Raw genomic sequence first — 25748 nt, forward strand, 5'->3', positions numbered from 1 at the left:
CCCCCCCCCCCCCCCCCCCCCCCCCCCCCCCCCCCCCCCGGGGCCGCCCGCGCGCGCCGCGCGCGGGGGGGGCGGGCGCGCCCCCCCCCCCCCCCCCCCCCCCCGCTACCGGTCAGAGCAGGCCTTCGCGCTTCACGGCCAGGTAGCGTTCCACCAGCGCGGCCGGCAGGGCATCGGCGGTCACGTCCAGAACCATTACCTTCTCGCTGCGCAGTGCTTCGTGCGCCTTCGCGCGCTGCTGCAGATACAGCGCCGCGGCGCCGGCCTGCGCGGCGTCCTCCAGCGTATGCACCTCGCCTTCGAGCGCGCCGTCCAGCTCGTGCTCGCGTAGGCTGGCCACGCACACCAGGTGGCGGCGCTGCAGCAGGCGCACCGCGGCCAGGAGGTCCTCGATGTCTTCGTCGCGCACGTTGCTGACCAGCATCACCAGCGCACGGCGTCGCTGGCGCAGGGATACTTCGGTGGCGGCGGCCAGGTAATCGGTGGCTACCGGCTGCGGCTGCAGGTCGTAGCTGGCCCGCAGCAGATGCTCGACGGTGCCCATGCCGCGCTGTGGCTGCACCCACCGACGCTCGCCGCCGACGGCGAACAGGCCAGCCGCATCGCCCTGCCGCAACGCCAGATAGGCGACCACCAGCGAGGCGTTCAAGGCATGGTCGAAGTGCGAGAGTCCGCCTTCGCTGGCCAGCATGCGGCGGCCACTGTCGAGCATCAGCAGCAACTGCTGGTTCTTCTCGTCCTGGTACTCGCGGGAGATCAGCTTGCGTGCGCGGGCGGTGGCCTTCCAGTCGAGCTGGCGCAGGCTGTCGCCGACGCGGTACTCGCGCATCTGGTGGAAGTCAGTGCCTTCACCACGCCGGCGCTTCACGTGGGCGCCCACCAGGCGTGAGGCCTGATCGGCGCTGAACAGCGCGAAGCGGGTCAGCGGCACGAAGTTCGGATAGACGCGGACGTCCAGCAGAGGGGGCAGGGTGCGCTGCTGCCACCACAGGCGCCATGGCGAGCGGATGCGCAGCTGCACGCCCTCGAAGCGGAAGCGTCCGCGCTGCTGCGGCTGCAGGGTGTAGTGCAGCGCGCAGGCATGCCCGGGACGCAGCTGCACGCGCTGGGGCAGCGACTCCAGCGGCCAGCCACCCGGCACCAGATCGAATACCTGCACCCGCATCGGCTCTGTGGTCTGCAGGCGCAGGCCCACCTCGCGGCGCACGCCCAGGGCCAGCGCTTCGGGCAGCTCGCGCTGCACCTGTGGCGACGGTCGCCGGGCCTGCCGCCACAGGTCCAGCAACGCCAGCGTACCGATCACCGTGGCGACCAGTGCCCAGCTCCAGCGCGGCAATGCGCCAGCCAGCACCACGCCTCCCAGCGCAGCCCAGGCCAGCAGCAGGACCAGCAGCAGCGGCGCAGGCCTCATCGGCGCGGTGCTTCCACCTTGGCCAGCAGCGCACCCAGCACATCGTCGGCGTCCTGGCCTTCGATCTGCAGTTCCGGTGCCAGCGCGATGCGGTGGCGCAGCGCCGGACGCGCGATGTCGCGCACGTCATCGGGGGTGACGAAGTCACGACCGGCCAGCACGGCCTGCGCGCGCGCAGCACGCACCAGCGCGATGCTGCCACGCGGTCCAGCGCCCACGGCGATGCCGGGCCATTGCCGGGTGGCGGCGACGATGCGCACGGCGTAGTCGATCACTTCGTCATCGACGGTGATCGCGGCCGTGGCCTGCTGCAGCTGCAGCAGTTCTCCGGCGCCCAGTACGCGCGGCACCCGGCTCAGATCGAAATCGCTGGCGGCGCGGCCACGGGTGATGGCCGTGACCATGCGTTTCTCGTCCTCCAGCTGCGGATAGTCGATCAGCACCTTCAACAGGAAGCGATCCAGCTGCGCTTCCGGCAGCGGGTAGGTGCCTTCCTGTTCCAGCGGGTTCTGCGTGGCCAGGGCCATGAACGGCGGCGCCAGGGTGAAGGCTTTGCCTTCGATGGTCACCTGGCCCTCCTGCATCACTTCCAGCAGTGCGGACTGGGTCTTGGCCGGTGCACGGTTGATCTCGTCGGCCAGCAGCAGGTTGGTGAACACCGGCCCGCGACGGATCTTGAAGCTCTCGCTCTTCGGATCGTAGACGGCGTGGCCGCTGACATCGCTGGGCATCAGGTCCGGCGTGAACTGCACGCGGCCATAGTCCAGTTCCAGTGCCTGCGCCAGTGCGCGCACCAGCAGTGTCTTGCCCAGTCCGGGCACGCCTTCGATCAGGACATGGCCGCCAGCCAGAAGGGCAACCAGGATCTGGTCAAGCACGTCGGCCTGGCCGATGAAGGCGTGGCCGACGGCCTGGCGGATGGCGTCGACGCGTTCGATCAGGCGGGCATTGGCGGCCGCCGGACGTTCGGGGACTTCGGTCATAGCAGGGATCTCATCTGGAGCAGCAAGCGGATGCGCTCGCGCAGGGCGGAGGAATCGTGCGGCGGAGGCGGAGTCAGGGCACTGGCAACGCGGCTGCGCGGCCACTGCAGCAGTTCGGCGATGGCCTGTTCGCGTGGCGCGCCTTCCAGCGCAGCAGCGAGTGGCGCGCGCAGGCGCAGGCGATGCACGAACAGGGCATGCACGGCCTGGTACAGGCGCACGCCCTGGCCGAAGCGCAGCAGCAGTTCGCCGCTGGCGCGCACATGTTCCAGCAGCGAGCGGCGCTCGATCACGGGCGATGGCAACAGGCTGCCGAACCGCTGCGAGCGCGCCCACAGCCAGGCCAGCAGTGCCATCAGCAGCGGTACCCACAGCGGCCAGCCCTGGTAGAACAGGCGCACCCACAGTGACGGCGGACGACTGGCATAGACCAGCCACATGGCGCCCTTGCCGTAATTGGGATCGAGCAGGTAGCGGGTCAGATCGCGGTGGGAACGGTCGTGCAGGCCGTCGCTGGCCTGGCCCTTGGCCGCGGCCATCCGCGCGGCCTGCGACTCCACTTCGCTGCGCATGAAATCCATGTCCGCCAGCACGCTCACCCGGCCCTGGCCGTGACGCAGGCGCGCGAACACCAGGTCGTGCCCGCTGCCCCACCGGCGTTCGGTCCGCGCCTCAGCGGCGAAGCCAAGCGTGAAGCGGCGGCCCTGGCAGAATTCCACGTGGCCGGGATCGTCCTGAACATGGAAGGGCTGGCAGTCGCTGCGCTGGTAAAGGCTGTCCACGCCGAGTGCATCCAGCAGCGGCCCCTGCGTGCTGCCGGCATCGTCCTCGGCCGGCGGCGGCGTGCGCAGCAGCAGATGGCCACCGCCGTCGACCCACGCCAACAGCGCCCTGGCGGCCGGCGCCGGCAGCTCGCTGCTGTCCTGCAGCAGCACCACCGTGTCCTGCGGCCCCAGCGCCATCTGCTGCAGGTCCAGCCGCGGCCGCGCATGCACCTCGATGCCATCGGCGCGCAGCGCCTGCCCGAGCACGTACAGCGGGTTGTAACGGGCCTCGCCCTGCGGTGGCAGCGTGACCGTTTCGGTGACCCGCTCATGGGTACGCATGAACAGGATCGCCAGTGGCACGCCGAGCAGCAGCAGCGTCCCCAGCAACAGTGACCAGAACAGGCGCGGGTTCATGCCTGCCACCCGTACTGCTGGCGCAGGGTCGTGGCCAGCGCATCGAAATCGCCGCGGCTGGGCAGGTGACCACCGTAGGCGGCGTATTGCCACATCCGCACGATGCGCGCGAACAGTTCACGGTCGACGCTGTCGGGCATGCGTCGCGAGGCACGCAGGCACTGCGATTCGGTGGCGCCCGGAGGCAGTGCGATGCCGGCACGCTCGCTGACCGTGCGCACGCTGGCCCGGTACAACAGGGCCAGCGCCTGGCGCGGCCGGCCCTGGTCCCACAGCAGACCAGCCTGGGTCGCCACGTCCGGCGGCAGCACCACCGGCAGCTCGACCTGTTCCTCGACCACGTGCGGCGCCGCTGCGGCCCGGCGGCGGCCCGAGCCGCGCAGCCACGGCAGCCACAACCGTGCAGTCAGCACCAGCACCAGAAGGAGGGCACCGAGCAGGCCCCACAGGCCCCATTCGGCCAATCGCGCCAGCCAGGCGATGCTGCTGCTGCGCGACGTGCGTTGGCTCTGGCTGCTGCCGTCGCGTTCCAGTTCCTTGCGTGCGTCCTTTTTCTCTTCCGCCTCTTCGATCGCTTTCCACTGCGTGACCTGGCGGGTCGGGCGCTGCAACGGATCCTCGTAGGCGCGGCTCACGGCTTGGCGGAAGCCCGCGGTATCCACCGGGGTGTCGCCGAAGATCATGGCGGGTGTATCGCCGGGGTTGATCTGCGGTGCCCGGCGCGCGTCGCTCTTGCGGTTGCTCGATGCGTCACCCTCCTGCGCGTGCACCGGCATGGAGGTGAGCGGCAGTGCCAGGCACAGCAGCAGCGCCAGCGACGAGGCAACCGGCAGCAGGCGTTCGCGCAGCCGGCGCAGGGCGATCTCCACGTCCCAGGCTTCCATCTGCGTACGTCGATTCAAGTACAGGCCGAACCCGGCGCCGACGTAGAACGGCCCGATCAGCACGGAGGCCAGCCAGCAGGCCAGATTGAATCCCAGCTTCGCCCAGGCGGGCGTGTCCTTGCCGATCATGTCCCAGGCCGCGCGCCAGGAATCGGAGAGCAGCTCGAACGGGATGAACATGAACACCGCGCCGATCGCGCCTGCGACCAGTACGCCCTCGAACACCATGCAGGCTACGGTCAGCACCAGCGCCGGACCCGCCGCGCCGGCTGCGACCGCGCGCCGGCGCGGGCCACGCTGTTCGGCGGTGTTGCCCTCCAGCAGGTTGACCGGCAGGCACAGGCTGCGCAGCACGCTGAAGCGACGCCAGCCCAGGTAGCCCCAGAAACCACGGTTGCCCCACTGCCGCTGTGCCCGCAGGGCGGCCAGGGCGGTGACCGGCTCGCCGAACACACCGCGTGACAGCACATACAGCGGCGCGCGTTCGAACACGGGCTTGCACCACCACATCAGCAGCCAGGCCAGGCCGAATGCGTCCAGCCACCAGCCCAGTGCGTTGGCGATCACGAACAGTGGTGCACTGGCCAGCAGCCAGCTGCCCCACACCGCACGCGCATGCCGGCGGGTCAGCGCGCTGCCCAGCTCCATCGCTTCCCAGCCGCTGCGTGCGCGCAGCACGACGTCCAGGCGATCAATGCGCATCGCCGCCTCCGCGTCCGCCACGCCACAACCACAGCAGCACGCCGGCCCACAGCACCCCGGCCACACTGAACTTGCCCCACGCCGGCACTTCGGCAATGGACGACCAGAACGCCTCCACGAACGCCGCGACCAGCAACATGAAGGCCACGCCCAGGCACAGCCGGGCACCGATGCGGCCACCTTCGACCAGTGCGTCCAGGCGGCTGCGGCGTCCGGGCGCCAGCAGCTTCATGCCCAGCTGCAGACCGGCGCCGCCTGCGATGACGATGGCGGTGAGCTCGAATGCACCGTGGCCGACCACGAAGCGCCAGAAGGGATCACCATGGCCGATGTGCTGCAGGTGGCCGGCCACCGCGCCGATGATGACGCCGTTGAACAACAGCACCAGCAGCGTGCCCAGCCCGGCCAGCAGGCCGCTGGCGAAAGTGCGCAGGGCGATGCTGATGTTGTTCATGATGTAGTGGCCGAACATCATCCAGTCGGTACCGCTGTCGCGGCCCAGGCGTTCGGCAGCCGGGTCGTACATGCGTTCCATTTCGGCGATCTGGCGGTTGTCCATCACCTGGTGGATCAGGTCCGGGTACAGCTGCACCAGCACGAAGCAGCCCACCGCCGGCAGCGCGAACATCGCCAGGGCGGCCCACATGCTGCGTGCCTGGCTGCGCACCAGCAGCGGGAAATCGGCCACCAGGAATTCAAGCGCGCGCCGCCAGCGCGTGGGAGGCGTCCGGTACAGCACGCTGTGGCCCTGCTGCATGAGCTGTTGCAGGCGCTGCACCAACTGCGGGCTGTAGCCCCGCTCACGGGCCAGTGCCAGCTGCTGGCACAGCCGCCGGTAACGCTGTGGAAACGCAGTGTCGTCCAACGTGGTGGCCGCGGGCTGGCGGCGGCGACGGCGGGAGGCGCCGGCACGCAGCAGCAGCCACTGCTCCAGGTCCAGCCATTCCTGCTGATGGCGGGCGACGAACTGTTCCTGCTTCATCGCCGTCCCAGCAACCAGTTGGCCATCGCATACAGGCGCAGCACGCCGACCTGGCCATGGGTGCCGGTCAATGGTTCGGCGATGGCGGCCAGTTCCTGCTGGCGGAGCGGTGCCAGCCGCGGGGCACGCTCGGCGAAGGCCAGCAGCGCCGCCTGTTCCTCCGGCCGCAGCGGCTGCGGCGGCGCCAGCACGCTGTCGATGGTGGCCGGCGGCGGCAGGTACAGCGCCGGCGCGTGCACCACCACGGTGCCGGCGACCAGATCGCCCAGGCGGCGGCCATGCGCGTCGAACAGGCTGCTGAGCAGGCCCAGCGCGTAGGCGAACGGCAGCATGTCGACGGTCCGCAGCAGGTTGCGGGTGATCGCCGCCATCCAGCCCACCGGCGCGCCATCACGGGCCAGCACGCGCAGGCCCAGCGCGCGCTTGCCCGGGGTGCGGCCCCACAGCGCCTCGCAGACGATCGGATACGCCCAGTACACCAGGAACATCAGGGCCAGGTAGAGGCCGGTGCCGAATTCCTTCAACAGTGCCAGCGGGATCGACAGCGCGGCAAGAATCGCGAAACGAATGGCCAGATCGACCAGCCAGGCCAGCGCACGTGGCACCGGACCGGCGGCCGGCAGCTGCAGCGGCACGCCTTCCGGCGTCACCACCTCGCGGTAGGTGTCGAGCATCGGTGCGGCCATCAGAGCGACGGCCTTCGTTGTGGGCGCTGGAGTCCTCTCCGGCTGGCAACCACAGGCATGGGGGTCTCGACAGTTCCTGGTCGGGCCCAGACTTTAGCAGAGCGCGCCGGCAGTCGAGGGCCTCAGCCCAGGTATTCGTCCTTCAGCCGGACGTAGTGGTCGGCCGAGTAATGCAGCGACTCGATCTCCCTGTCGCTCAGCATGCGCGCCGGCCGGGCGGGATTGCCCAGCCAGAGTTCGCCTTCGCCGACCACCTTGCCCGGACCCACCACTGCACCAGCACCGACGAAGCCGTGGCGCTCCACGCGCGCGCCATCGAGGATGCAGGCGCCCATCCCGATCAGGCTGTAATCGCCGATGCTGCAGGCATGGATGATGCAGCCGTGGCCGACTGTCACGCCTTCGCCGATCAGGGTCGGATGGCCGGCCTTGTTGTACGGGCTGTGATGGCTGACGTGGATGATGGTGCCGTCCTGCACGTTGGTGCGGGCGCCGATGCGGACGAAATTGACGTCGCCACGGATGACGGTACCCGGCCAGATCGAAACATCGTCGGCAAGCTCCACGTCACCAATGAGGGTACACGCCGGGTCGACGTATACGCGTGCGCCGAGCACCGGCATCTTGTCGCGGAAAGGGCGCAGCGGGGTCATCGGTGTCTCCGGAAATCAGGGCGATCGCGACGATGATACGCGGGCCGCTGCGCTCGCCGGGCATGGCCCGGCGCCACCGTCGATGCTGCGTTACGCCACGCGTCCGCGCCGTGCACGCTCCAGGTGCACCAGCAGCAGCGAGATCGCGGCCGGCGTCATGCCGGGGATGCGCTGCGCCTGGCCAATGGTCTGCGGACGCACACGTTCCAGCTTCTGCAGCACTTCGGCCGACAGGCCACGCACGCTGGCGTAGTCGAAGCCTTCAGCGATCGGCGTGGCTTCGTGCCGCTGCTGGCGCGCGATCTCGTCGCGCTGGCGGTCCAGGTAGCCGGCGTATTTCACGCCGATCTCGACCTGCTCGGCCACCTTGCCATCGGCCACTGCCGGGCCGAGCGAGGGCACCTGCATCAGCTGCGCGTAATCCAGCTCGGGGCGCTTGATCAGGTCGAGCACATTGGTTTCGCGGCTGACAGTCACCCCCAGCGTGTCCTGCACTTCGCGGCCCAGGGCATTGGCCGGGGTCGCCCACAGCGCCCCCAGCCGCGCACGTTCGGCGGCTACGGCAGCTTGCTTGGCCTCGAACGCCATCCAGCGCCGATCATCGACCAGTCCCATGTCGCGGCCAACCGGAGTCAGGCGCTGGTCGGCGTTGTCCTCGCGCAGCTGCAGCCGGTACTCGGCGCGGCTGGTGAACATGCGGTACGGCTCGTTGGTGCCGTGGGTGATCAGATCATCCACCAGCACGCCCAGATACGCTTCGTCGCGGCGCGGGCACCAGCCATCCAGGCCGCGCACCTGGCGGGCCGCATTGAGGCCGGCCAGCAGGCCCTGCGCGGCCGCCTCTTCATAACCGGTGGTGCCGTTGATCTGGCCAGCGAAGAACAGGCCGTTGACCAGCTTGGTTTCCAGCGAAGCCTTCAACCCGCGCGGATCGAAGAAGTCGTACTCGATGGCGTAGCCGGGGCGGGTGATGTGCGCGTTCTGGAAGCCCCGGATGCTGCGCACCATCTCCAGCTGCACGTCGAACGGCAGCGAGGTGGAGATGCCGTTGGGATAGATCTCGACGATGCCCAGCCCCTCAGGCTCGACGAAGATCTGGTGGCTGGCCTTTTCGGCGAAGCGCACCACCTTGTCCTCGATGGAGGGGCAGTAACGCGGGCCGATGCCCTCGATCTGGCCGCTGTACAGCGGCGAGCGGTGCAGGGCGTCACGGATGATCTGGTGGGTCTGCTCGGTGGTATGGGTGATCCAGCAGCTGACCTGCTGCGGATGTTCGTCCACCGAGCCGAGGAAGGACATCACCGGCCGCGGCGTGTCACCGGGCTGCTCGTCCATCATGCTGTAATCCAGCGAGCGGCCGTCGATGCGCGGTGGCGTGCCGGTCTTCAGGCGGTCGACCTGGAACGGGCGCTCGCGCAGGCGTGCGGCCAGCGTGGTGGCCGGCGGATCGCCCATGCGGCCGGCGGCGTACTGGGTCGGACCGACGTGGATCTTGCCGGCCAGGAAGGTGCCGGCGGTCAGCACCACCGCCTCCGCATCGAAGCGCAGGCCGGTCTGGGTGATGACGCCGCGCACGGCGTCGCCCTCGATGACCAGATCATCGACGGCCGCCTGGAACACGGTCAGGTTGGCCTGGCCCTCGACGAGGGCGCGGATCGCCATGCGGTACAGGTTGCGGTCGGCCTGGCAGCGGGTGGCGCGCACCGCTGGACCCTTGGAGGCATTGAGCGTGCGCCACTGGATGCCGGCGCGGTCGGCGGCATGCGCCATCGCCCCGCCAAGCGCGTCGATCTCCTTGACCAGATGGCCCTTGCCGATGCCGCCGATGGCCGGATTGCAGCTCATCGCGCCCACCGTTTCGATGTTGTGGGTCAGCAGGAGGGTGCGCACGCCGGTGCGGGCCGCGGCCAGCGCGGCCTCGGTGCCGGCGTGGCCACCGCCGATGACGATGACGTCGTAACGATGGAAGGAGTGGGTCATGGGGGCGGAGTCGATGGGGGCGGGCGCGGCCGGAGGCGGTGCCGGGGTGGCGATTTTAGCGCCATTCGGCAGGGCGACGCCCGGAGAAGCCAGGGCCGGACGAAATTGACCCTAAAGTTGGCAGGATTTTTGCAGATAACCCAATAGCACCCATCGTGGCTGGCGCCGAAGGCGCCCGTGACCGGAATTGGAACAGGGGCCGGTACAGGCGCACGATGGGGGAGCAGAGGGCCGGCAGTCGGGGGACTGTCCGGCCCTGTTTTTCTTCGCGGAAGGCATCCGCAAAAACAGACGGCCCCGCATTGCGGGGCCGTCTGCCTTCAGAGGTGCCGACATCCGACAGGGCCGGAACAGGGGGGATCCAGATGTTCCTGTCGGATATCGACGTAGAGCTTTCCGCGACGGCCCATACCGCTTCTTGTCACTTTGTGACGCGGGCCGTCACAACCGCTTTAGATTGCCGCTTGGACCGTGTGAAATGCAAGACGGTTCAGCGCTCAAGTGTGCGCTGCGTCGCACGATCCATGTTGCGCCAGGGGGAACCGTTCATCCTGGGCGCACTCGGTGCCGGCGCCGGGCGGGCCGGCGGTGCCGGGCGCTGCACGCTCGGCTGCGGCGGGCGTCGCATCGAGTCCATGTTCCGCCACGGTGAGCCGCCATTGTTCTCGCGCGGCGGACGCGGCGGACGGTTCTCGCCATTGCCCGGCGGGCGCGGTGGCGGGCGGTGATTGTGCGGTGGACGATAGATCGGACGCGAGTAGTACGGGTAGCCATAGCCGCCGTAATAGCCGCCATAGCCTCCGTAGTACGGGCCGTAGTTGTAGGGATAGCCGGCGGGGTAGCGGTACTCCACCGACGGCGCACCGTGGTAGTAGCTGCCGCTGCGGCCACCGCCGACATAGTCGTAGGTGGTGCAGCCGGTCAGGGCCAGCAACAGGCCACCGGCAAGCATCAGGCGCGTTTTCATGTGGGTCCCCCCAGAACGGGTGTGCAGTCAGCTTCGGGCGTGGGCATTGAATCGGCCCTTAATTCCACCACCCAGGATGAATGGCGGCGAAGGCCTGCATGCTGGCATGGCCTGTGCCGGGGTCGCCAGCACGAGGGCATACGTTAATCTTGCGTCATGAGCGATTCACTGTTGCCCCGTGCCGAAGATGTCCTGGCTGCCGCCGCGAGGATCGCGCCGCACGCAAGTGTGACGCCGGTGCTGCGCTCGCGCACCCTCGACACGCTTGCCGGCGCACGCCTGGCCTTCAAGGCCGAGCACCTGCAGCGGGGCGGCGCGTTCAAGTTCCGGGGCGCCTGCAACGCCGTCTGGTCGCTGTCGGACGAGCGCGCAGCACGAGGTGTGGTCACCCATTCATCGGGAAATCATGGCGCGGCCCTGGCGCTGGCGGCACGGACGCGGGGCATTCCCTGCCATGTGGTGGTGCCCGAGGGCGCTGTCGCCGCCAAGCTGGCCAACATCGCGCGCCATGGAGCCACGCTCTGGCGTTGCGCGCCGACCATTGCCGAGCGTGAGGCCACCTGCGCCAGGGTGCAGGCCGACACCGGTGCAACCCTGGTGCACCCGTATGCCGATCCGGCGGTGATGGCAGGGCAGGGCACCGCTGCGCTGGAACTGCTGCACAGCGGCGGGCCGTTCGACGTGCTGGTGGTGCCAGTGGGCGGTGGTGGCCTGGCCAGCGGTACTGCGCTGGCGCTGCAGCTGGCCGGCCCGCAGACCCGGCTGGTGCTGGCCGAACCGGCTGGTGCCGACGATACCGCCCGCTCACTGGCCGCCGGCGAGCGGCAGGGTGCGTTCACCCCCGACACCATCTGCGATGGCCTGCGCACCCTGATCGGTGCGCCCAACTTCGCGCTGCTGCGTGCTGCCGGTGCGGAGGTCATCGTGGTCGACGACGCCGCCACCCTGGGTGCGATGCGCCTGCTGTGGGAGGTGCTCAAGCAGGTGGTTGAACCGTCTTCGGCGACGGTGCTGGCGGCGGTGCTGTCCCAGCCGGAACGGTTTGCCGGGCAGCGGGTGGGCCTGGTGCTGTCCGGTGGCAACGTCGATCTTCCCGCCCTGCGCTGGGGCATGCCTTGAGCCGCGGCCGGCACCGCGAGCGTACCGGCCTGTTCGGTTGGGCGTGGCGGCTGTTCGTGCTGCTGGTGATCTGGCTGCTGGGCGTAACCGCATGGATCGTCTGGGTGGGAGAGCGCGATCAGGCCGCCCAGGCCGATGCGATCATCGTGCTCGGTGCGGCCGCCTATGACGCCAAGCCGTCGCCGGTCTTCGAGGAGCGCATCCGTCATGGCCTGGACCTGTACGAGGCCCGGTATGCACCGCTGCTGATCTTCACCGGGGGGTATGGCGGCAGCGGCGCCCGCTTCTCCGAATCGCAGGTGGCGCGGCGCTATGCGCTCAAGCACGGCGTTCCGGACGATGCGATCCTGATTGAAACCGCCTCGCGCAACACCGTGCAGAATCTGATCGAGGCCAAGCGGCTGATGGACCAGCGCAACCTGCACCGGGTGATCATCGTCAGCGATCCGCTGCACATGGCACGCGCGCTGCGCCTGAGCCGGGCGCTGGGCATCGATGCGCTGGCGTCATCGACGCCGAGCACCCGCTTCCGCAGCTTCCATACCAGCTGGCGTTTCCTGCTGCAGGAAATCTATTTCTTCCATCGCGATCTGGTGCGGCCACCGCTGAGTTCGCCGGCCAATACCTGAGCGGCTGCCGCCTGCTTTGGGTGGGTGCCGACCTTGGTCGGCACATCACCCGTGATCGATCGATCAGGTCTGCTTGCGACGGATCGGAATGGCCGACACCGGTACCGAGGCCACGTCGTGGCCGCCTTCGCGGATCGGTGCGCCCGGGTCCGGTGCCCAGGCATGGGCATAGATCACTTCCCAACTGCTGGGTAGCGTGCCATCGGCACGGCGCATCGGCTCGTAGGCGGCCGCCGCAGCGGCGAAGCGCCCGCGGCCGGTCAGCGTATGCCGACGGTCCACCCGTGCATTGGTCGCGCCCATCGCCCGCAGTTCGCGCATCAAGGCGGGCAGATCCTCGTAGGTCAGGGTGAACAGGTCGCGGTCCAGCACGGGGTCGCGGAAGCCGGCCATCATCAGCGCGTCGCCGAACTGTGCGATCTGCGCGAAACGGCTGACGTGCGGGCGATCATCGGCAGCAGCGAACGCTTCGTTGAGCTCGATCAGGGTTTCCGGCCCGAAAGTCGAGCACAACAGCAGGCCGCCGGGCTTGAGCACGCGGCGGAAGCCGGCGAACACCGCAGGCAGGTCGTCCACCCATTGCAGGCAGAGATTGCTGAAGATCACATCGACACTGTTGTCGGCCAGCGGCAATGCCGCCGCATCGGCGCACAGGCGCTGGAAGGGCTTCCACCAGCCGGCCTGGCGCCTGGCCTGATCGAGCATCGGCAGGGCGATATCCAGCGCGATCACCTGTGCCTTCGGCCAGCGCTTTTTCATCAGTGCGCTGGCATGGCCGGTACCGGCACCGATGTCCAGCACCACCTCGGGCCTGCGTGCCTCCAGGTAGTCCAGCGATTCCACCAGCCGTGACTGCACTTCGCGCTGCAGGGCAGCGGCGGCGTCATAGCTGCTGGCGGCGCGGGAGAACGCACGGCGCACATGGCGGGGATCGAAGTGGGACGGCATTGCAGGATCTCTCAGAACGTACCGGGGTAGGCGCCGCCATCGATCAGCAGGTTCTGCCCGGTGATGTAGCCGGCCTGTGCGCTGCACAGGAAAGCGCAGGACGCGCCGAATTCGTCGGCGGTGCCGAAGCGGCCGGCGGGGATCTGCTGGCGGCGGCGCTCGGCGATCTCTCCGGCATCGCCATCCTTGCCCGCGCTGTGGGCGAAGTTGGCGCGCAGGCGATCAGTGTCGAACTGGCCAGGCAGCAGATTGTTGAGGGTGACGTTGTGGGCGACCGTGCGCCGCGACAGACCGGCGACGAAGCCGGTCAAGCCACTGCGCGCGCCGTTGGACAACGCCAGGGTATCGATCGGCGCCTTCACCGCCGACGAGGTGATGTTGACGATACGGCCGAAGCCGCGTTCGATCATCGCGTCCACGGTGGCGCGGATCAGCGCGATCGGGGCCAGCATGTTGGCGTCCAGTGCAGCGATCCAGTCGTCACGCTCGAAGCTGCGGAAATCGCCCGGCGGCGGCCCGCCCGCGTTGTTGACCAGGATGTCCACCTGCGGGCAGGCGGCCAACGCAGCGGCACGTCCGGCTTCTGTGCTGACGTCGGCAGCGACCGCGTGCACCTCGCCGGCGCCGGGCAGTGCGCGCAGATGCTCGGCGGCGGCCTGCAGCGCTGCTTCGCCGCGCGCAACGATCACCACGTTCACGCCTTCGCGCACCAGTGCGCGCGCGCATCCCAGGCCCAGCCCCTTGCTTGCACCGCAGACCAGGGCCCAGCGGCCCTTGATACCCAGATCCATGCGTCAGCCCTGCGCAGTTCGAAGGAACGTCATTGTCCGTCATCCGCCGGTGTCAGGCCGGCAACGAAGCGTTGCAGGACGGCGGCCACTTCGTCGGCGTGGCCGAGGAAGGGGGCGTGGCCGCCGTGAGCGATGGTCAGCGCCTGTCCGCCGGGCGCGAGCGCCGCTGCAGCCTGTATGGCGGCCGGTGGCACCAGCCTGTCGCGTTGACCGGCGATCCACAGGCTGGGCTTGCCCAGTGCCGGCAGGGCGCCGCGCAGGTCGGTGCTTTCCAGCAGCTGCAGACCCTCCCGCAGGGCGCGTGCGGTCGGTGCACCGCGTTCCACCAGGCGCTGGCGCAGGGTGCGCAGTTCCTCGCGGGCGTGCGCCGAACCCATTACATCCAGGGCCAGGAATCGTTCCAGCGTGCCATCGAAATCGCTGGCCAGCTCACGGCCGAACTGCTCGAACACGGCCGGCTCCACCGCATGCGGCCAGTCGTCGCCGCGCACGAAGCGGGGCGTGGCAGCGATCATCGCCAGTCCCCGCACTTTCGGCAGGGTCGCCGCGGCATGCAGTGCGAACAGCCCGCCCAGCGACCACCCGCACCACACCGCCGGTGGCGTGGCGGCGGCGATCGCGTTGACCACGAAGGGCAGGCGCAACGGCGTGGTGTCCCCGCGGCTGTGGCCGTGTCCGGGAAGATCGACCAGGTGCAGGGTGAACTGCTGCGCCAGGCGCTGGACCAGCGGCGCGAACACACCGCCCTGCAGGGCCCAGCCGTGGATCAGTACCAGGTCCGGCCCCTGGCCGGCGACTTCGATATGCATGCGGAAACCAGCCGAACCTCAAGCCAGGGCCGGCAACGGCGGTGGCGCGGCCTCGCGCGGCGTGACCGAGAGGCGATCACGCGCGCTGGCGATGGCCTCGACCAGCCCCCGCACCTGGTCTGCCGTGTGCAGGGCAGAGAGGGTGACGCGCAGGCGTGCCTTGCCTTCCGGAACGGTCGGCGGGCGAATCGCTCCGACCAGCCATCCCGCCTGCTCCAGCGCCTTGGACAGCGCTAGTGCGGTGTGGTCATCGCCGCACAGCAGGGGCTGGATCGGTGTCTCCGATGCCATCAGATCCAGCCCGTGGCGGCGCGCTTCGCCGCGGAACAGTGCGATCAGGTCGACCAGCTTGGTGCGGCGCCAGTTGTCGCGGCGTGCCAGGCGCACTGCTTCCAGTGCCGCCGCCGCCAGGGCCGGCGGCATCGCGGTGGTGTAGATGTAGGGGCGGGCGGTTTCGGCCAGATGCTCGATCAGGTCTTCGCGGCCCAGCACCACCGCGCCGGCGCTGCCCAGCGCCTTGCCCAGGGTGACCAGTTGCAACGGCACGTCGTCCACGCCCAGACCGGCGGCCGCCACCGTGCCCCGGCCATCGCCGACCACGCCAACGCCATGTGCATCGTCCACATAGAACAGTGCCTGCTGCAGGCGCGCGACCAGTGACAGTGCGCGCAGCGGCGCGACGTCGCCGTCCATGCTGAAGACACCATCGGTGGCCAGCATCGCTGCGCCATCGGCTGCGTGCCTGAGCTGGCGCATGGCCCCTTCCGCATCCAGGTGCGGGTAGCGGCGCAGACGCGCACCGGCTAGCCGCGTGGCATCGAGCAGACTGGCGTGATTGAGCTTGTCCTGCACGCAGACGTCGTTCTCTTCGCTCAGCAGCGCCTGCTGCACCGCCAGGTTGGCGGCAAAACCGCTGCCGAACAGCAGTGCGCGCGGGTAGCCCAGCCACTCGGCCATTTCGCGTTCCAGAGCATCGTGCATCGCGTGGTGGCCGCAGACCAGGTGCGATGCGCCGGCCCCGGCGCCTTCGCGGGCGGCCGCGTCCTGCAATGCATTGACCACGCTGAACTGCTGGGCCAGGCCCAGATAGTCGTTGCTGCAGAAGCCGGTCAGCCAGCGGCCTTCCACTTCCAGGCAGACGCCATCGCGGCGGGTGACCGTGCGCCGTGGGCGGCGACGACCTTGGGCATCGCGCAGCGCGCGCTGGTCCTGGATGCGGGCGGTGAGGTCGGGGCGGGCCATGGCGGCGGGAGGCGGCGACGGGGCGGCTAGGGTAGCGCGTTGCCGCGACGCCTGCTCGGCCCCCGTCTCAGGCTGCGTGAGCGCAGCCGCAGCCGGGTGCATCGCTGCCGATATCGGCATGCACGGTACCGCCGTGGTCGTGGCCCTCGGCGTCCACCTGCACCGCCATCGGCTGCAGGCCCAGCCGCGCGAACAATGCCAGATCGCGCTCGCTTTCCGGGTTGCCGGTGGTCAGCAGCCTGTCGCCATAGAAGATGGAGTTGGCGCCGGCCAGGAAGCACAGCGCCTGCAGTTCGTCGCTCATCGCCTCGCGGCCGGCCGACAGGCGCACCATCGAACGCGGCATGGCAATGCGTGCCACCGCGATCATTCGCACGAACTCGAACGGGTCCAGTTCGGCACTGCCGTGCAGCGGCGTACCGGCCACCTGCACCAGTCTGTTGATCGGCACCGAATCCGGATGGGCCGGCAGCGTGGCCAGGGCCAGCAGCAGGCCCACGCGCTGCGCCCGCGTCTCGCCCATGCCGACGATGCCGCCGCAGCAGGTCTTCAGGCCTGCATCCCGCACGTGTTCCAGCGTGTCCAGGCGGTCCTGGTACTGGCGGGTATGGATGACCGAGTCGTAGTAGTCCGGCGCGGTGTCGAGGTTATGGTTGTAGTAGTCCAGGCCGGCGTCCTTCAGTGCCCGTGCCTGGTCGCCACTGAGCATGCCCAGCGTGGCGCAGGTCTCCAGGCCCAGTGCCTTCACCCCGGCGATCATCGCCGCCACTTTCGGGATGTCGCGATCCTTCGGCGACCGCCAGGCCGCGCCCATGCAGAAGCGCGACGCACCGGCAGCCTTGGCCTGGCGCGCCTTGGCCAGTACCGCTTCGGTGTCCATCAGCTTCTGTGCGTTGACGCCGGTGCTGTAGCGCTGGGCCTGCGGGCAGTACGCGCAGTCCTCCGGGCAGCCGCCGGTCTTCACCGACAGCAGCGTGGAGACCTGCACCCGGGCGGGGTCGAAGTGCTCGCGATGGACTGCAGCGGCGCGGAACAACAGGTCGGGGAGGGGGAGTTCGAACAGCGCCTGCAGTTCATCGTGTTGCCAGTCGTGGCGGATGGCGGCGGCCATGGCAGGACCCTGGGTACGAGTGGAGCGAGGGCGGCAGTGTGGGTAGCGCTGAAGCTTCTGTCAACCAATTACATTGATTTCTAGTTTACATTGCGACCCGCTGATCAGACTGGAGCGGATGGACCGCGTTTCACCGTTTCGTGCAAGGCAGCCGGCCACAGTAGCCACTGCCCTACGGAAGCGCTGGCGCGCAGACTCTGTCCCATGACCGATCTCCATCGCCTTCGCGGCCGCATCAGCGCGCTGGTCCTCAGTGAGGCTTGGCGCCGCCGCGCCGCACTCTGGGGAGGTGCCGTGGCGGTGGCGCTGGTGGCCATCCTGTTCGCCAAGGCCAGCGACGCGGCGTTCCATCTGTTCCAGCGCATCACTGCGCATTCGCCGTGGTGGGCGCTGCTGCTCACGCCAGGCATCTTCGCGCTGCTGGCATGGCTGACCAGCGGCGTACTGAAGCCTACCCGCGGCAGCGGCATTCCCCAGGTCATCGCTGCGCTGGACAAGCCGGATGCCTCGTTCCGCGCGACGAATCTTTCACCGGCGGTATCGGCCGGCAAGCTGCTGCTGACGTCACTGTCGTTGTTGGGCGGTGCTTCGGTCGGCCGCGAAGGTCCGACCGTGCACGTGGGTGCAAGCCTGATGTACCTGTTCGGTCGTTGGTTTGGTTTCAAGGACCCGCGTGAGCTGTCGCACTTCCTGCTGGCGGGCGGCGCCGCAGGCATCGCGGCAGCCTTCAATACCCCGTTGGCAGGCATCGTGTTCGCCATCGAGGAACTCAGCGGCCGCTTCGAGCACCGGTTCTCGGGCACGCTGCTGACGGCGGTGATCGTCGGTGGTGTGGTATCGCTGGGTCTGCTGGGCAACTACACCTACTTCGGCCATGTTTCGGCGCGGCTTCCGCTGGGCCAGGGCTGGCTGGCGATCCTGCTGTGCGGTGTGGTGGCGGGATTGCTGGGAGGACTGTTCGCGCGCGCCGTACTGGCGAGCGCGGCAGGCCGTCCGCGCTGGCTGGGGCAACTGCGCCAGCGCCATCCCGTGCTGTTGGCCGCCGGCTGCGGCCTGGTGGTGGTGGCGCTGGCGATGCTGTTTGGTGAAGGTGCGTTCGGCACCGGCTACGAACAGGCGCGCAGCCTGGTGCAGGGTCACGCGCTGGTGGGTCATGAGTTCGGGCTGATGAAGCTGCTGGCCAATCTGGCCTCCTATGTGGCCGGTATCCCCGGGGGCCTGTTCTCGCCCGCGCTGGCGGTCGGTGCCGGGTTGGGCCACAACCTGGCGGTGCTGATGCCCGGCGTGGATCCACGCGCGTTCGTGCTGCTCGGCATGTGTGCGTATCTGACCGGCGTCACCCAGGCGCCGCTGACCTCCGCCGTGATCTCGCTGGAACTGACGGACAGCGGTGACCTGCTGCTGCCGATTCTGGCCACGGTACTGATTGCCCGTGGGGTATCCGGTCTGGTGTGCCGGGTGCCGATCTATCGTGGCCTGGCCGAGCTGCTGATGGTGCCTGGCCCATCGGCCGATGCCACGTCCGTCGATCCCGGTCGAAAGTAGGTGATCCGCGTACGTGCCCGGCAGATGCTGCCAGGGAGAGGCGACCGGCAGCCACCCTGGCAGGCCATGCAGTAGGGGCATGGTGGGTCATGCCCGTCGGCACACGATGACGGGCATTTCACCGACCCATGTCTGGTCCGTCCGCCGATGGCGTCGCTGCCTGCCATGCGCGAGCCTGCGGCATGCGCATCGTCCACCGCATTGTCGCCGGGGCCCCGTTGCAGCGGCTGCTGCGCCTGCTGATTCCGCTGCGCTGCCTGGTCTGCAACGACCCGGGTCACGACGAGCTGGATCTCTGTCCAGCCTGCTACGCCGGACTGCCGTGGTCGGGTCGCGCCTGCCTGCGCTGCGCGCTGCCGCTGCTGGATGCGGCCCTGATCGTCTGCGGCAGCTGCCGCGAGGAGGCACCACCGCAGCTGGCCACGCACGCAAGCCTGCTGTACCTGCCGCCGGTGGACCAGCTGCTGGTGCGCTACAAGTTCCATCAGGACCTGGCGGCCGGACGCCTGCTCGCGCAGCTGATGCAGCGCGCGCCGCCCCCTTGGTCGTGCGCGCCGCTGGTGCCGGTGCCATTGCATGATCGGCGCCTGCGCCAGCGTGGTTACAACCAGGCCGCCGAACTCTGCCGGTTGCTGCCGATGCCGGTCTGGCAGGGCCTGTACCGTCGTCGGCATACGGCACCACAATCCGAACGCACGGCCGAACAGCGCAGGGACAACCTGTTCGACGCCTTCGATGCACATGCGCCGGTGCCGCCGCGGCTGACCGTGGTCGATGATGTGATGACCACCGGCAGCACCGTGATGGAAATCGCTGAGACACTGCGCTGCGTGGGTGCCGCAGAGGTGCGCGTGTGGGTCTGCGCACGGGTTCCGTGATCGCCCTCTTCATCGCCAGCGGCTAGGATGAAGCCGATTCCGGATCGAAGGAGTGGTCATGAATTCCCCCCTGTCTCCCCTGTTGTCGGCGGTCGGTCGCAGCTGGTGGATCCTGCTGCTGTACGGCCTGGTCGCACTCGGCTTCGGCATCATCGCGATCGGCTGGCCGCTGTCGGCGGCGACGGCCCTGGCCTGGACGCTGGGCGTGATGGCCATCATCGAAGGTGTCATCAGCCTGTTCGCGCTGATCAGCGGTGGCAGCGGTGCCTCGCGTGGCTGGCTGGCGCTGTATGCCATCGCCTCGCTCGGTTTCGGCATTCTGGCGGTGATCAATCCGCTCGCCACCGCCAGTGTGCTGGTGCTGTTCCTGGCGGCGTGGCTGCTGGTGGCCGGCATCTATCGCATCGTGTACGCAATCCGCGTGCGCAGGCAGATCCAGGGCGAGTGGTTGCTGATACTCAGTGGTGTGCTGGCGGTGGTGCTGGGCCTGCTGTTTGCGGCCAATCCCTACGCGGGCGTGGCCGTGACCACGCTGTGGATCGGCATCGGCAGCCTGCTGTATGGGCTGCTGCAGGTGCTGGTGGCATTCAAGCTGAGGAAGCTGAAGTGAGGCGGGCGGGTTCGTTTCTGCTGGTCGCGGTGCTGGGCCTGGCCGGTTGCATGCCCGGCGCAACAGCGGATGCGGAGGCTGGCAGGGATCATGCGCCGCGTCCGGGCGTGGATGTGCGTCTGAGCGCGATCGATGCTGCCGGCAACGGCACGGCGGTACAGTGGCAGGGTGAAACACTCGCGCTGCGTGAGCCGCCGATTGCCGGCAGTGCCGACATCGCCGATGTCCGTTACGTGCTGGACCAGAGCCAGCAGCCCGGCCTGCAGATCCGCTATCGCAAGGAGGCACAGCAGCGCATCCACGATGGCACGGCCGCACTGGTAGGGAAGCGGGTGGCGATCAGCGTGGATGGCCGCGTGCTGACGGTGGCGACGGTGAGTGGTCCGTTCGGCGAATCGATGATGTTGAGTGGCCTGCCCAGCGTGGCCGAGGCGCAGGAACTGGCGTGGCACATCACCGGCCAGCGGGTGCCGGCGCCCTGAACCCTGCTCAGCGCTGCCTGGTCGCGAATCTGGCCTCGATTTCCTCCAGCGACCTGCCCTTGGTTTCCGGCAGCCAGAACGCAGCCACCAGGAAGAACACGAATGTGCATGCCGCCCAGAACAGGAACATGCTGGCGTAGCCATAGTGGCCCACGGTCGGCAGGAAAAGCGCGGCGATGGTGGTGGACACGAACTGATTGATCAGCAGCGCGATGCTCATGCCATTGGAGCGGATCCGGTTGGGCATCAGCTCGGACAGTGCCAGCCATACGCAGACGCCAGGGCCCACCGCGAAGAAGGCAACGAACACGAGGATGCAGGCGGCCACCGCCCAGCCGTGGGCGGGCGTTGGCACCGGCCCGATCCGCGCCTGCTCGATGCGCAGTGGTGCGTGCGCGGCGCCGGCCGGGTCTGCGAACGGATTCAGGTGCAGGGTGCGGAAGAAGGCGCCGATGACGCTGTCCGGCTGCACGGTGCCGGCACGGTCGATGCGCAGCTCGCGATCGATCAGGTTGTCACTGCGCAGTGCGCGCACGTTGGTGAAGTCGCCATAGGCGTAGGAGACGGTCAACTGCATCGGACGGCCTTCGCTGTCGATGCCGTCAGTGAGGCGTTGCCACTGCGCCTCGTCCAGTACCAGATGCAGGCCATCGCCGCTGGCTGCGGCCTGCAGCTGCGGCTGCACAACGGCGCGGCCGCGTTCGGCCTGGAAAAACAGGGTGGCGGCGGCCAGCAGCGCCACGCAGATACCGCCGCTGCCGAGCATCAGCAGGAACTTGCGGCCCTTGCGATCGACCAGCAGCAGCGCGACCACGGTCATCACCGCATTGAGCAGCTTGATCGCTACGTCGGCGCCATTGGCCACCGAACCGGACAGGCCCGCCTGGTTGAGGATGTTCACCGCATAGGCGAGCACCGAGTTGATGCCGGTGGCCTGGGTGCAGGCCAGGACCACGCAGGCCAGCACGAACGGCACCACGTAGCGGCGGCTGAGCAGCGGATCACGCCTGCCGTTCGTGCCACTGGATTCCGGTGCCTGGATGCGCGCGAGCGTGGGCTCGACCTCGGCGGCCGGCAGCACCCGCAGCAGGCTGCGACGGGCGTCGTCCACCCGACCACGGCGGACCAGCCAGCGCGGCGACTCCGACAGCCAGAAAATGCCGGCACAGAACACCAGGCCCGGCGTCAGGCAGCTCCAGAAGATGGTCCGCCACGCATGGTCCTTCACGGCGAACAGTTCCTGCGCCTGCTGTGCCAGCGGCAGCGAGCGCACGGTTTCGGCAGCGGCATCCACGGCCTGGGCGTGGTACAGGCCGATCAGCGCCGCCAGCACGAGTCCGATGGTCAGCAGCAGCTGGAACATCGCTGCACCCCGGCCACGCCGCTCCGGACTGAGCACCTCGGCCAGGTACAGGGGTACCACCACTCCGATCAGGCCGCCGCTGATCCCCTGCAGCAGTCGGCCCAGCAGCAGCGGCGTGTAGCCCGAAGCGAGCGCCATGATGGGAATGGAGGCGGTGAACAGAACGCCAGCCAGCAGCATCGCGCCGCGGCGTCCGATCAGGTCGGCCACCATGCCGGCAAACAGTGACGACAGCACACTGCCCAGCAGAACGGCCGCAACGACGAATCCCAGCTGCTGGCTGCTGAGCTGCCAGGCCTGGCTGGCGGTCGCTTCCAGATAGGGCAGGGCACCGGCAATGATGCCGATATCGATGCCGTACAGCAGGCCGCCGAGGCCGCCGATGAAGAGCAGATAGCGTACGGGCCAGCGCGGAGCGGTGCTTGCAGTCATCGGCAGTTCCTGTGGTAGCGCCGGACCCTGCCCGGCGGCGGTTCTTCGCAGATTGCGTTCTGTGGCGCCGCGCCATGCGTGGCTCTACGGCAGGGATGTTGCTCAGTGCAGCTCGACCACCCGGCCACCCACCACCACCTGCTGCAGGCGCAGTCCAGCGTCCAGCACCACCAGATCGGCGCGGGCGTCGGGCGCGATGCGACCGCGATCGCCCAGGCCCAGGTAGTCGGCCGGGAACGTGGAAACGCGATGCGAGGCGTCGGCCAGATCCAGGCCGACACGCACCAGGTTGCGCAGTGCCTGGTCCATGGTCAGCGCGCTGCCGGCCAGCGAACCGGTCGCCAGCCGCACGCAACCGCCACACTTGTGCACGCGCTGTTCGCCCAGCGCGTACTCGCCATCCGGCATGCCGGTGGCGGCCGTAGCGTCGGTCACCGCGTACAGGCGGGGAATCGCGCGCGCGGCCAGGCGGATCACGCCGGGATGGATGTGCTGCAGGTCGGGAATGATCTCGGCGTAACGTGCATGGGCGAGCGCCGCCGCCGCGATGCCCGGGCGATAGTGATCGACGCCGGTCATGCCGTTGAACAGATGGGTGAAGCCGGATGCACCCGCCTGCAGAGCAGCCACACCTTCTTCGTAAGTACCCGCGCTGTGGCCGAGCTGCACACGGATGCCCATCGCCGAAAGCGCAGGAATCAGCGCCGTGTGTTCGCCGATCTCCGGCGCCAGCGTCATCACCCGGATCGGTGCCAGCGCATGCAGCTGCTGCACCAGCGCCAGCGTCGCCTCGATCGTACGGTTGGGCTGTGCGCCCAGGCGCTGAGGGCTGATGAACGGCCCTTCCAGATGCACGCCGGCGATGCATGCGGCCTCGTCGTCCGGTGCTGCCATGGTGGCGGCCACGCCCTGCAGGGCGTACTCGATCTCGTCCAGGCCGGCGGTCATGGTGGTCGCCAGCAGGGTGGTGGTACCAAAGCGCAGGTGGGTGCGGGCGATGGTGCGGGCGACGTCGCCGCCCTGCATCAGGTCCACACCGGCAGCGCCGTGCACATGCAGATCGATGAAACCGGGAAGGATCACCTGCAGCTGCGGGTCATCACCGCCGCTGTGGTCGTCCACCTGCAGCTGGCGCACATGCGAGTCGAAGTGGACATGGCCACGTCGCCACCCCAGCGGGGTGAGGATGCGGCCATGCAGGGAACGGGTGTCGGTCATGCGGGCGGCTCGGCGATGATCACTTCGATGCCCAGCCGCTGCAGGCCCTCGCGGGTTGCGTCGTCGATGCCGGCGTCGGTGATGACGGTATGGATCTGATCCAGGCGGGCGATGCGATGCAGGCTGACACGGCCGAACTTGGAGGCGTCGGTCAGCACGACGATGCGCCGCGCGCGCTCGACCATGCGGTGGTTGAGGCGCGCTTCCGCCTCATCGTGGGTGGTCAGGCCGAACTGCAGGTCCAATCCGTCCACGCCCAGGAACAGGGTGTCGAAGCTGTAGGAATTGAGGCTGGCCTCGGCCTGGCTGCCCTGCAGCGACAGCGACTGCTGACGCAGCAGCCCGCCCGTCAGCAGCACATTGATGCCGGCAGCATTGGCCAGTTCCCACGCGATGTTCAGGCCATTGGTCATCACCGTCACATCGCGGCGGCCACGCAGATGGCGGGCCAGCGTCATGGTGGTCGAACCGGAGTCGATGATGATGTTGTCACCGGCCTGCACCAGGTTCGCCGCGCAGGCGCCGATGGACTCCTTCAGGGGCAGATTCAGCGCATCCTTTTCATGGATGTCCTGCTCCTGCGGAGGCGTGCGCACCAGATTGGCGCCACCGTGGGTGCGGTTGGCCAGGCCCTGCGACTCGAAGTGGGTCAGGTCGGCGCGGATCGTCACCGCGGACACGCCGAAGCGCTCGACCAGATCGGCCACCTGCACCGAGCCGTGCTCGATCAGCAGCTGCAGGATCTGTTGCCGGCGGGAGCGGGTGTTGCGCATGGCGGAGTCTCGGGTCTGCTGTGAGGGGTAGAGATTAGCCGTTCGCAGCAATGCCGGCAGCGGATCGTGTGTCCTGACCGCGCTTGCCTGCCTGGTTGGCACTGCAGGCGCGGGCATACTCGCCCAGGCACTGGCCGATGCGGTGCTGCACCAGGGCCGTCGGCGTGTTGGCCAGGCGGCCGTCACGCACGGCGCGGTACTGCTCCGGCAGGTACTGGCTCAGCAGCACCAACGGTGGCGTGTGCTGCTCCAGGTTGGAGAACAGCGTCTGCACGGCGCGCAGCAGTGCCGGCTCGCCCCAGTAGTAGCGGCAGCGGTCACTGAAGGAATAACTGCGCAACAGGCGCAGTGTCGCCTGGTCACCCTGGTAGTAGGGTTGCCAGTACTTCGGCTGCGCCACCATCACCTCTTCCAGCACCTGCGGCAGGCGTGAGCACTGCGCAGCCGGCAGCAGCGCCTGTTCGACCGCCGCCAATGCGAACAGTGCCTCACGATAGGCGAAGGTGGCGGCAGGGCCGACCTTGAGAATCGCGAAATGATCGCGGACCAGCGCATGCAGTCCGCTTTCGCGCTGGTAGTCGGTGGAGTGCGCCTCGAACACGATGCGCGGCTGCTGTTCTAGGAAGTCGGCCAGCGCATTGGCGGCGACCGGATCGTACTCGTGCACGCTGCTGTGATCGAAATCCACGCCCGGCTGCACCACCATCGCGATGACGCGCTGCCAGGCATCGCGCAGTTCGGGGGTATCGAATGCCTGCTGGTGGATGGCCAGGGTCTGCGCGGCGGCTGCCGGCGTGGTCACCTGCAGGCCGCCGGCCAGCGAGGCTTCGCCGCCGGGAACGGGCACTTCGGTGCCGATCACGTACACCGGCGCCGGCAGGCCGAGCCGGGCAGCCGTGCGCTCGGCGATCGTCGCCAGTTCCGACGAACGCGCGGCCACGGTGGCATCAGGCAGCGGCACCGGATCGTCGGCGCAGGACATGCTGCAGTCCAGATGGATCTTGTGGAAGCCGGCGGCCACGTAGGCTTCGATCAGCACGCGCGCGTGGGCCATCGCCTCGGCGGCGGGGCGCTTCTGCCAGGCGTTCGGACCGAGATGGTCGCCGCCCAGGATCAGCCGCGTGCGCGGAAAGCCTTCCTCATCCGCAAGCGTGCCGACATAGTCGCGGTACTGCGGCGGGGTCATGCCGGTGTAGCCGCCGAACTGGTCGACCTGGTTGGAGGTGGCTTCGACCAGCAGCACCGTGTCGTGTGCCAGTGCCACATGCATGGCCGCGCGCAGCACCTGTTCGTTGCTGCAGCAGACGCTGTACAGGCCCACATTGTGGCCGGCGCGGTGGGAGGCAAGCAGGGTCTGCAACGGGGACAT

24 protein-coding genes are annotated in these 25748 nt (G+C 68.8%); 6 read left to right on the plus strand and 18 right to left on the minus strand.

The window, feature by feature from the left end; genetic code table 11:
- Window positions 1-112: 112 nt before the first annotated feature.
- The 9 genes from ACVOMM_RS01980 to ACVOMM_RS02020 all read right to left on the minus strand — a co-directional run bounded on the left by ACVOMM_RS01980 (window position 113) and on the right by ACVOMM_RS02020 (window position 10429).
- Window positions 113-1411: a DUF58 domain-containing protein gene (locus tag ACVOMM_RS01980; protein WP_065174310.1), complete on the minus strand. Its 1299-nt coding sequence runs from the start codon at window positions 1409-1411 to the stop codon at window positions 113-115.
- Complete coding sequence (locus ACVOMM_RS01985) at window positions 1408-2394, minus strand: AAA family ATPase (RefSeq protein ID WP_053517976.1); 987 nt, start codon at window positions 2392-2394, stop codon at window positions 1408-1410. The genes ACVOMM_RS01980 and ACVOMM_RS01985 overlap by 4 nt, the downstream gene beginning before the upstream one ends.
- Window positions 2391-3575: a DUF4350 domain-containing protein gene (locus tag ACVOMM_RS01990; protein ID WP_065181461.1), complete on the minus strand. Its 1185-nt coding sequence runs from the start codon at window positions 3573-3575 to the stop codon at window positions 2391-2393. Before ACVOMM_RS01990 ends, ACVOMM_RS01985 begins: the two co-directional genes overlap by 4 nt.
- Window positions 3572-5161, minus strand: a complete 1590-nt coding sequence (locus ACVOMM_RS01995) for a DUF4129 domain-containing protein (protein WP_053517978.1) — start codon at window positions 5159-5161, stop codon at window positions 3572-3574. Before ACVOMM_RS01995 ends, ACVOMM_RS01990 begins: the two co-directional genes overlap by 4 nt.
- A complete protein-coding gene (locus ACVOMM_RS02000) occupies window positions 5151-6143 on the minus strand; it encodes a stage II sporulation protein M (protein WP_053517980.1) in 993 nt (330 codons plus the stop codon). The genes ACVOMM_RS01995 and ACVOMM_RS02000 overlap by 11 nt, the downstream gene beginning before the upstream one ends.
- The gene (locus ACVOMM_RS02005; RefSeq protein ID WP_053517981.1) at window positions 6140-6829 is read right to left on the minus strand and encodes an RDD family protein; all 690 of its coding nucleotides are present in this window, start codon (window positions 6827-6829) and stop codon (window positions 6140-6142) included. The genes ACVOMM_RS02000 and ACVOMM_RS02005 overlap by 4 nt, the downstream gene beginning before the upstream one ends.
- Before the next feature lie 122 nt (window positions 6830-6951).
- Window positions 6952-7482, minus strand: a complete 531-nt coding sequence (locus ACVOMM_RS02010; RefSeq protein WP_053517982.1) for a gamma carbonic anhydrase family protein — start codon at window positions 7480-7482, stop codon at window positions 6952-6954.
- 90 nt (window positions 7483-7572) lie between these two features.
- Window positions 7573-9462, minus strand: coding sequence for a tRNA uridine-5-carboxymethylaminomethyl(34) synthesis enzyme MnmG (mnmG, locus tag ACVOMM_RS02015; RefSeq protein WP_346475370.1), 1890 nt, complete (start codon window positions 9460-9462; stop codon window positions 7573-7575).
- Window positions 9463-9952: 490 nt separating this feature from the next.
- Window positions 9953-10429: a hypothetical protein gene (locus tag ACVOMM_RS02020; protein WP_053517985.1), complete on the minus strand. Its 477-nt coding sequence runs from the start codon at window positions 10427-10429 to the stop codon at window positions 9953-9955.
- Between the two features lie 156 nt (window positions 10430-10585).
- Here ACVOMM_RS02020 and ACVOMM_RS02025 point away from each other — a divergent pair, with 156 nt between their 5' ends.
- Together ACVOMM_RS02025 and ACVOMM_RS02030 are read left to right on the plus strand one after the other, a co-directional pair.
- Window positions 10586-11548, plus strand: coding sequence for a pyridoxal-phosphate dependent enzyme (locus tag ACVOMM_RS02025; protein WP_481525833.1), 963 nt, complete (start codon window positions 10586-10588; stop codon window positions 11546-11548).
- Entirely contained in the window at window positions 11545-12177 is a 633-nt protein-coding gene (locus ACVOMM_RS02030; protein WP_111187213.1) for a YdcF family protein, read from the plus strand. Before ACVOMM_RS02025 ends, ACVOMM_RS02030 begins: the two co-directional genes overlap by 4 nt.
- 63 nt (window positions 12178-12240) lie before the next feature.
- On the opposite strand, the gene bioC is transcribed toward ACVOMM_RS02030, so the two are convergent.
- The 5 genes from bioC to bioB all read right to left on the minus strand — a co-directional run bounded on the left by bioC (window position 12241) and on the right by bioB (window position 17078).
- Window positions 12241-13125, minus strand: coding sequence for a malonyl-ACP O-methyltransferase BioC (gene bioC, locus ACVOMM_RS02035; protein WP_053517990.1), 885 nt, complete (start codon window positions 13123-13125; stop codon window positions 12241-12243).
- An 11-nt stretch (window positions 13126-13136) separates the two neighbouring features.
- Window positions 13137-13916 (minus strand): SDR family oxidoreductase, encoded by a 780-nt coding sequence (locus ACVOMM_RS02040; protein WP_053517992.1) that lies wholly within the window; start codon window positions 13914-13916, stop codon window positions 13137-13139.
- Window positions 13917-13945: 29 nt separating this feature from the next.
- A complete protein-coding gene (gene bioH / locus ACVOMM_RS02045; RefSeq protein WP_481525834.1) occupies window positions 13946-14725 on the minus strand; it encodes a pimeloyl-ACP methyl ester esterase BioH in 780 nt (259 codons plus the stop codon).
- Window positions 14726-14743: 18 nt separating this feature from the next.
- Entirely contained in the window at window positions 14744-15967 is a 1224-nt protein-coding gene (gene bioF / locus ACVOMM_RS02050) for an 8-amino-7-oxononanoate synthase (RefSeq protein WP_481525835.1), read from the minus strand.
- Window positions 15968-16034: 67 nt separating this feature from the next.
- On the minus strand, window positions 16035-17078 hold the full coding sequence (gene bioB / locus ACVOMM_RS02055; RefSeq protein ID WP_481525836.1) for a biotin synthase BioB: 1044 nt from the start codon (window positions 17076-17078) through the stop codon (window positions 16035-16037).
- Window positions 17079-17282: 204 nt separating this feature from the next.
- On the opposite strand from bioB, the gene ACVOMM_RS02060 reads away from it, so the two are divergent.
- The 4 genes from ACVOMM_RS02060 to ACVOMM_RS02075 all read left to right on the plus strand — a co-directional run bounded on the left by ACVOMM_RS02060 (window position 17283) and on the right by ACVOMM_RS02075 (window position 20593).
- Window positions 17283-18623 carry a chloride channel protein gene (locus tag ACVOMM_RS02060; RefSeq protein ID WP_445394025.1) on the plus strand — a complete coding sequence of 447 codons (1341 nt, stop codon included), beginning with the start codon at window positions 17283-17285 and terminating at the stop codon, window positions 18621-18623.
- A gap of 182 nt (window positions 18624-18805) precedes the next feature.
- Entirely contained in the window at window positions 18806-19501 is a 696-nt protein-coding gene (locus ACVOMM_RS02065; RefSeq protein ID WP_481525858.1) for a double zinc ribbon domain-containing protein, read from the plus strand.
- 58 nt (window positions 19502-19559) lie between these two features.
- The gene (locus ACVOMM_RS02070) at window positions 19560-20111 is read left to right on the plus strand and encodes an HdeD family acid-resistance protein (RefSeq protein ID WP_053518003.1); all 552 of its coding nucleotides are present in this window, start codon (window positions 19560-19562) and stop codon (window positions 20109-20111) included.
- Window positions 20108-20593, plus strand: a complete 486-nt coding sequence (locus ACVOMM_RS02075; RefSeq protein ID WP_345776128.1) for a SecDF P1 head subdomain-containing protein — start codon at window positions 20108-20110, stop codon at window positions 20591-20593. Before ACVOMM_RS02070 ends, ACVOMM_RS02075 begins: the two co-directional genes overlap by 4 nt.
- Window positions 20594-20600: 7 nt before the next feature.
- Here ACVOMM_RS02075 and ACVOMM_RS02080 read toward each other — a convergent pair whose 3' ends face one another.
- From ACVOMM_RS02080 to ACVOMM_RS02095, 4 genes are all read right to left on the minus strand, one after another.
- A complete protein-coding gene (locus ACVOMM_RS02080; protein ID WP_481525837.1) occupies window positions 20601-22388 on the minus strand; it encodes an MFS transporter in 1788 nt (595 codons plus the stop codon).
- Between the two features lie 102 nt (window positions 22389-22490).
- Window positions 22491-23606 (minus strand): N-acetylglucosamine-6-phosphate deacetylase, encoded by a 1116-nt coding sequence (locus ACVOMM_RS02085; protein WP_481505041.1) that lies wholly within the window; start codon window positions 23604-23606, stop codon window positions 22491-22493.
- Window positions 23603-24496 carry a DeoR family transcriptional regulator gene (locus ACVOMM_RS02090; protein WP_346475376.1) on the minus strand — a complete coding sequence of 298 codons (894 nt, stop codon included), beginning with the start codon at window positions 24494-24496 and terminating at the stop codon, window positions 23603-23605. Before ACVOMM_RS02090 ends, ACVOMM_RS02085 begins: the two co-directional genes overlap by 4 nt.
- A complete protein-coding gene (locus ACVOMM_RS02095; protein WP_481525838.1) occupies window positions 24414-25748 on the minus strand; it encodes a D-tagatose-bisphosphate aldolase, class II, non-catalytic subunit in 1335 nt (444 codons plus the stop codon). The genes ACVOMM_RS02090 and ACVOMM_RS02095 overlap by 83 nt, the downstream gene beginning before the upstream one ends.

The sequence above is a fragment of the Stenotrophomonas sp. STEN009 genome (assembly GCF_056760395.1).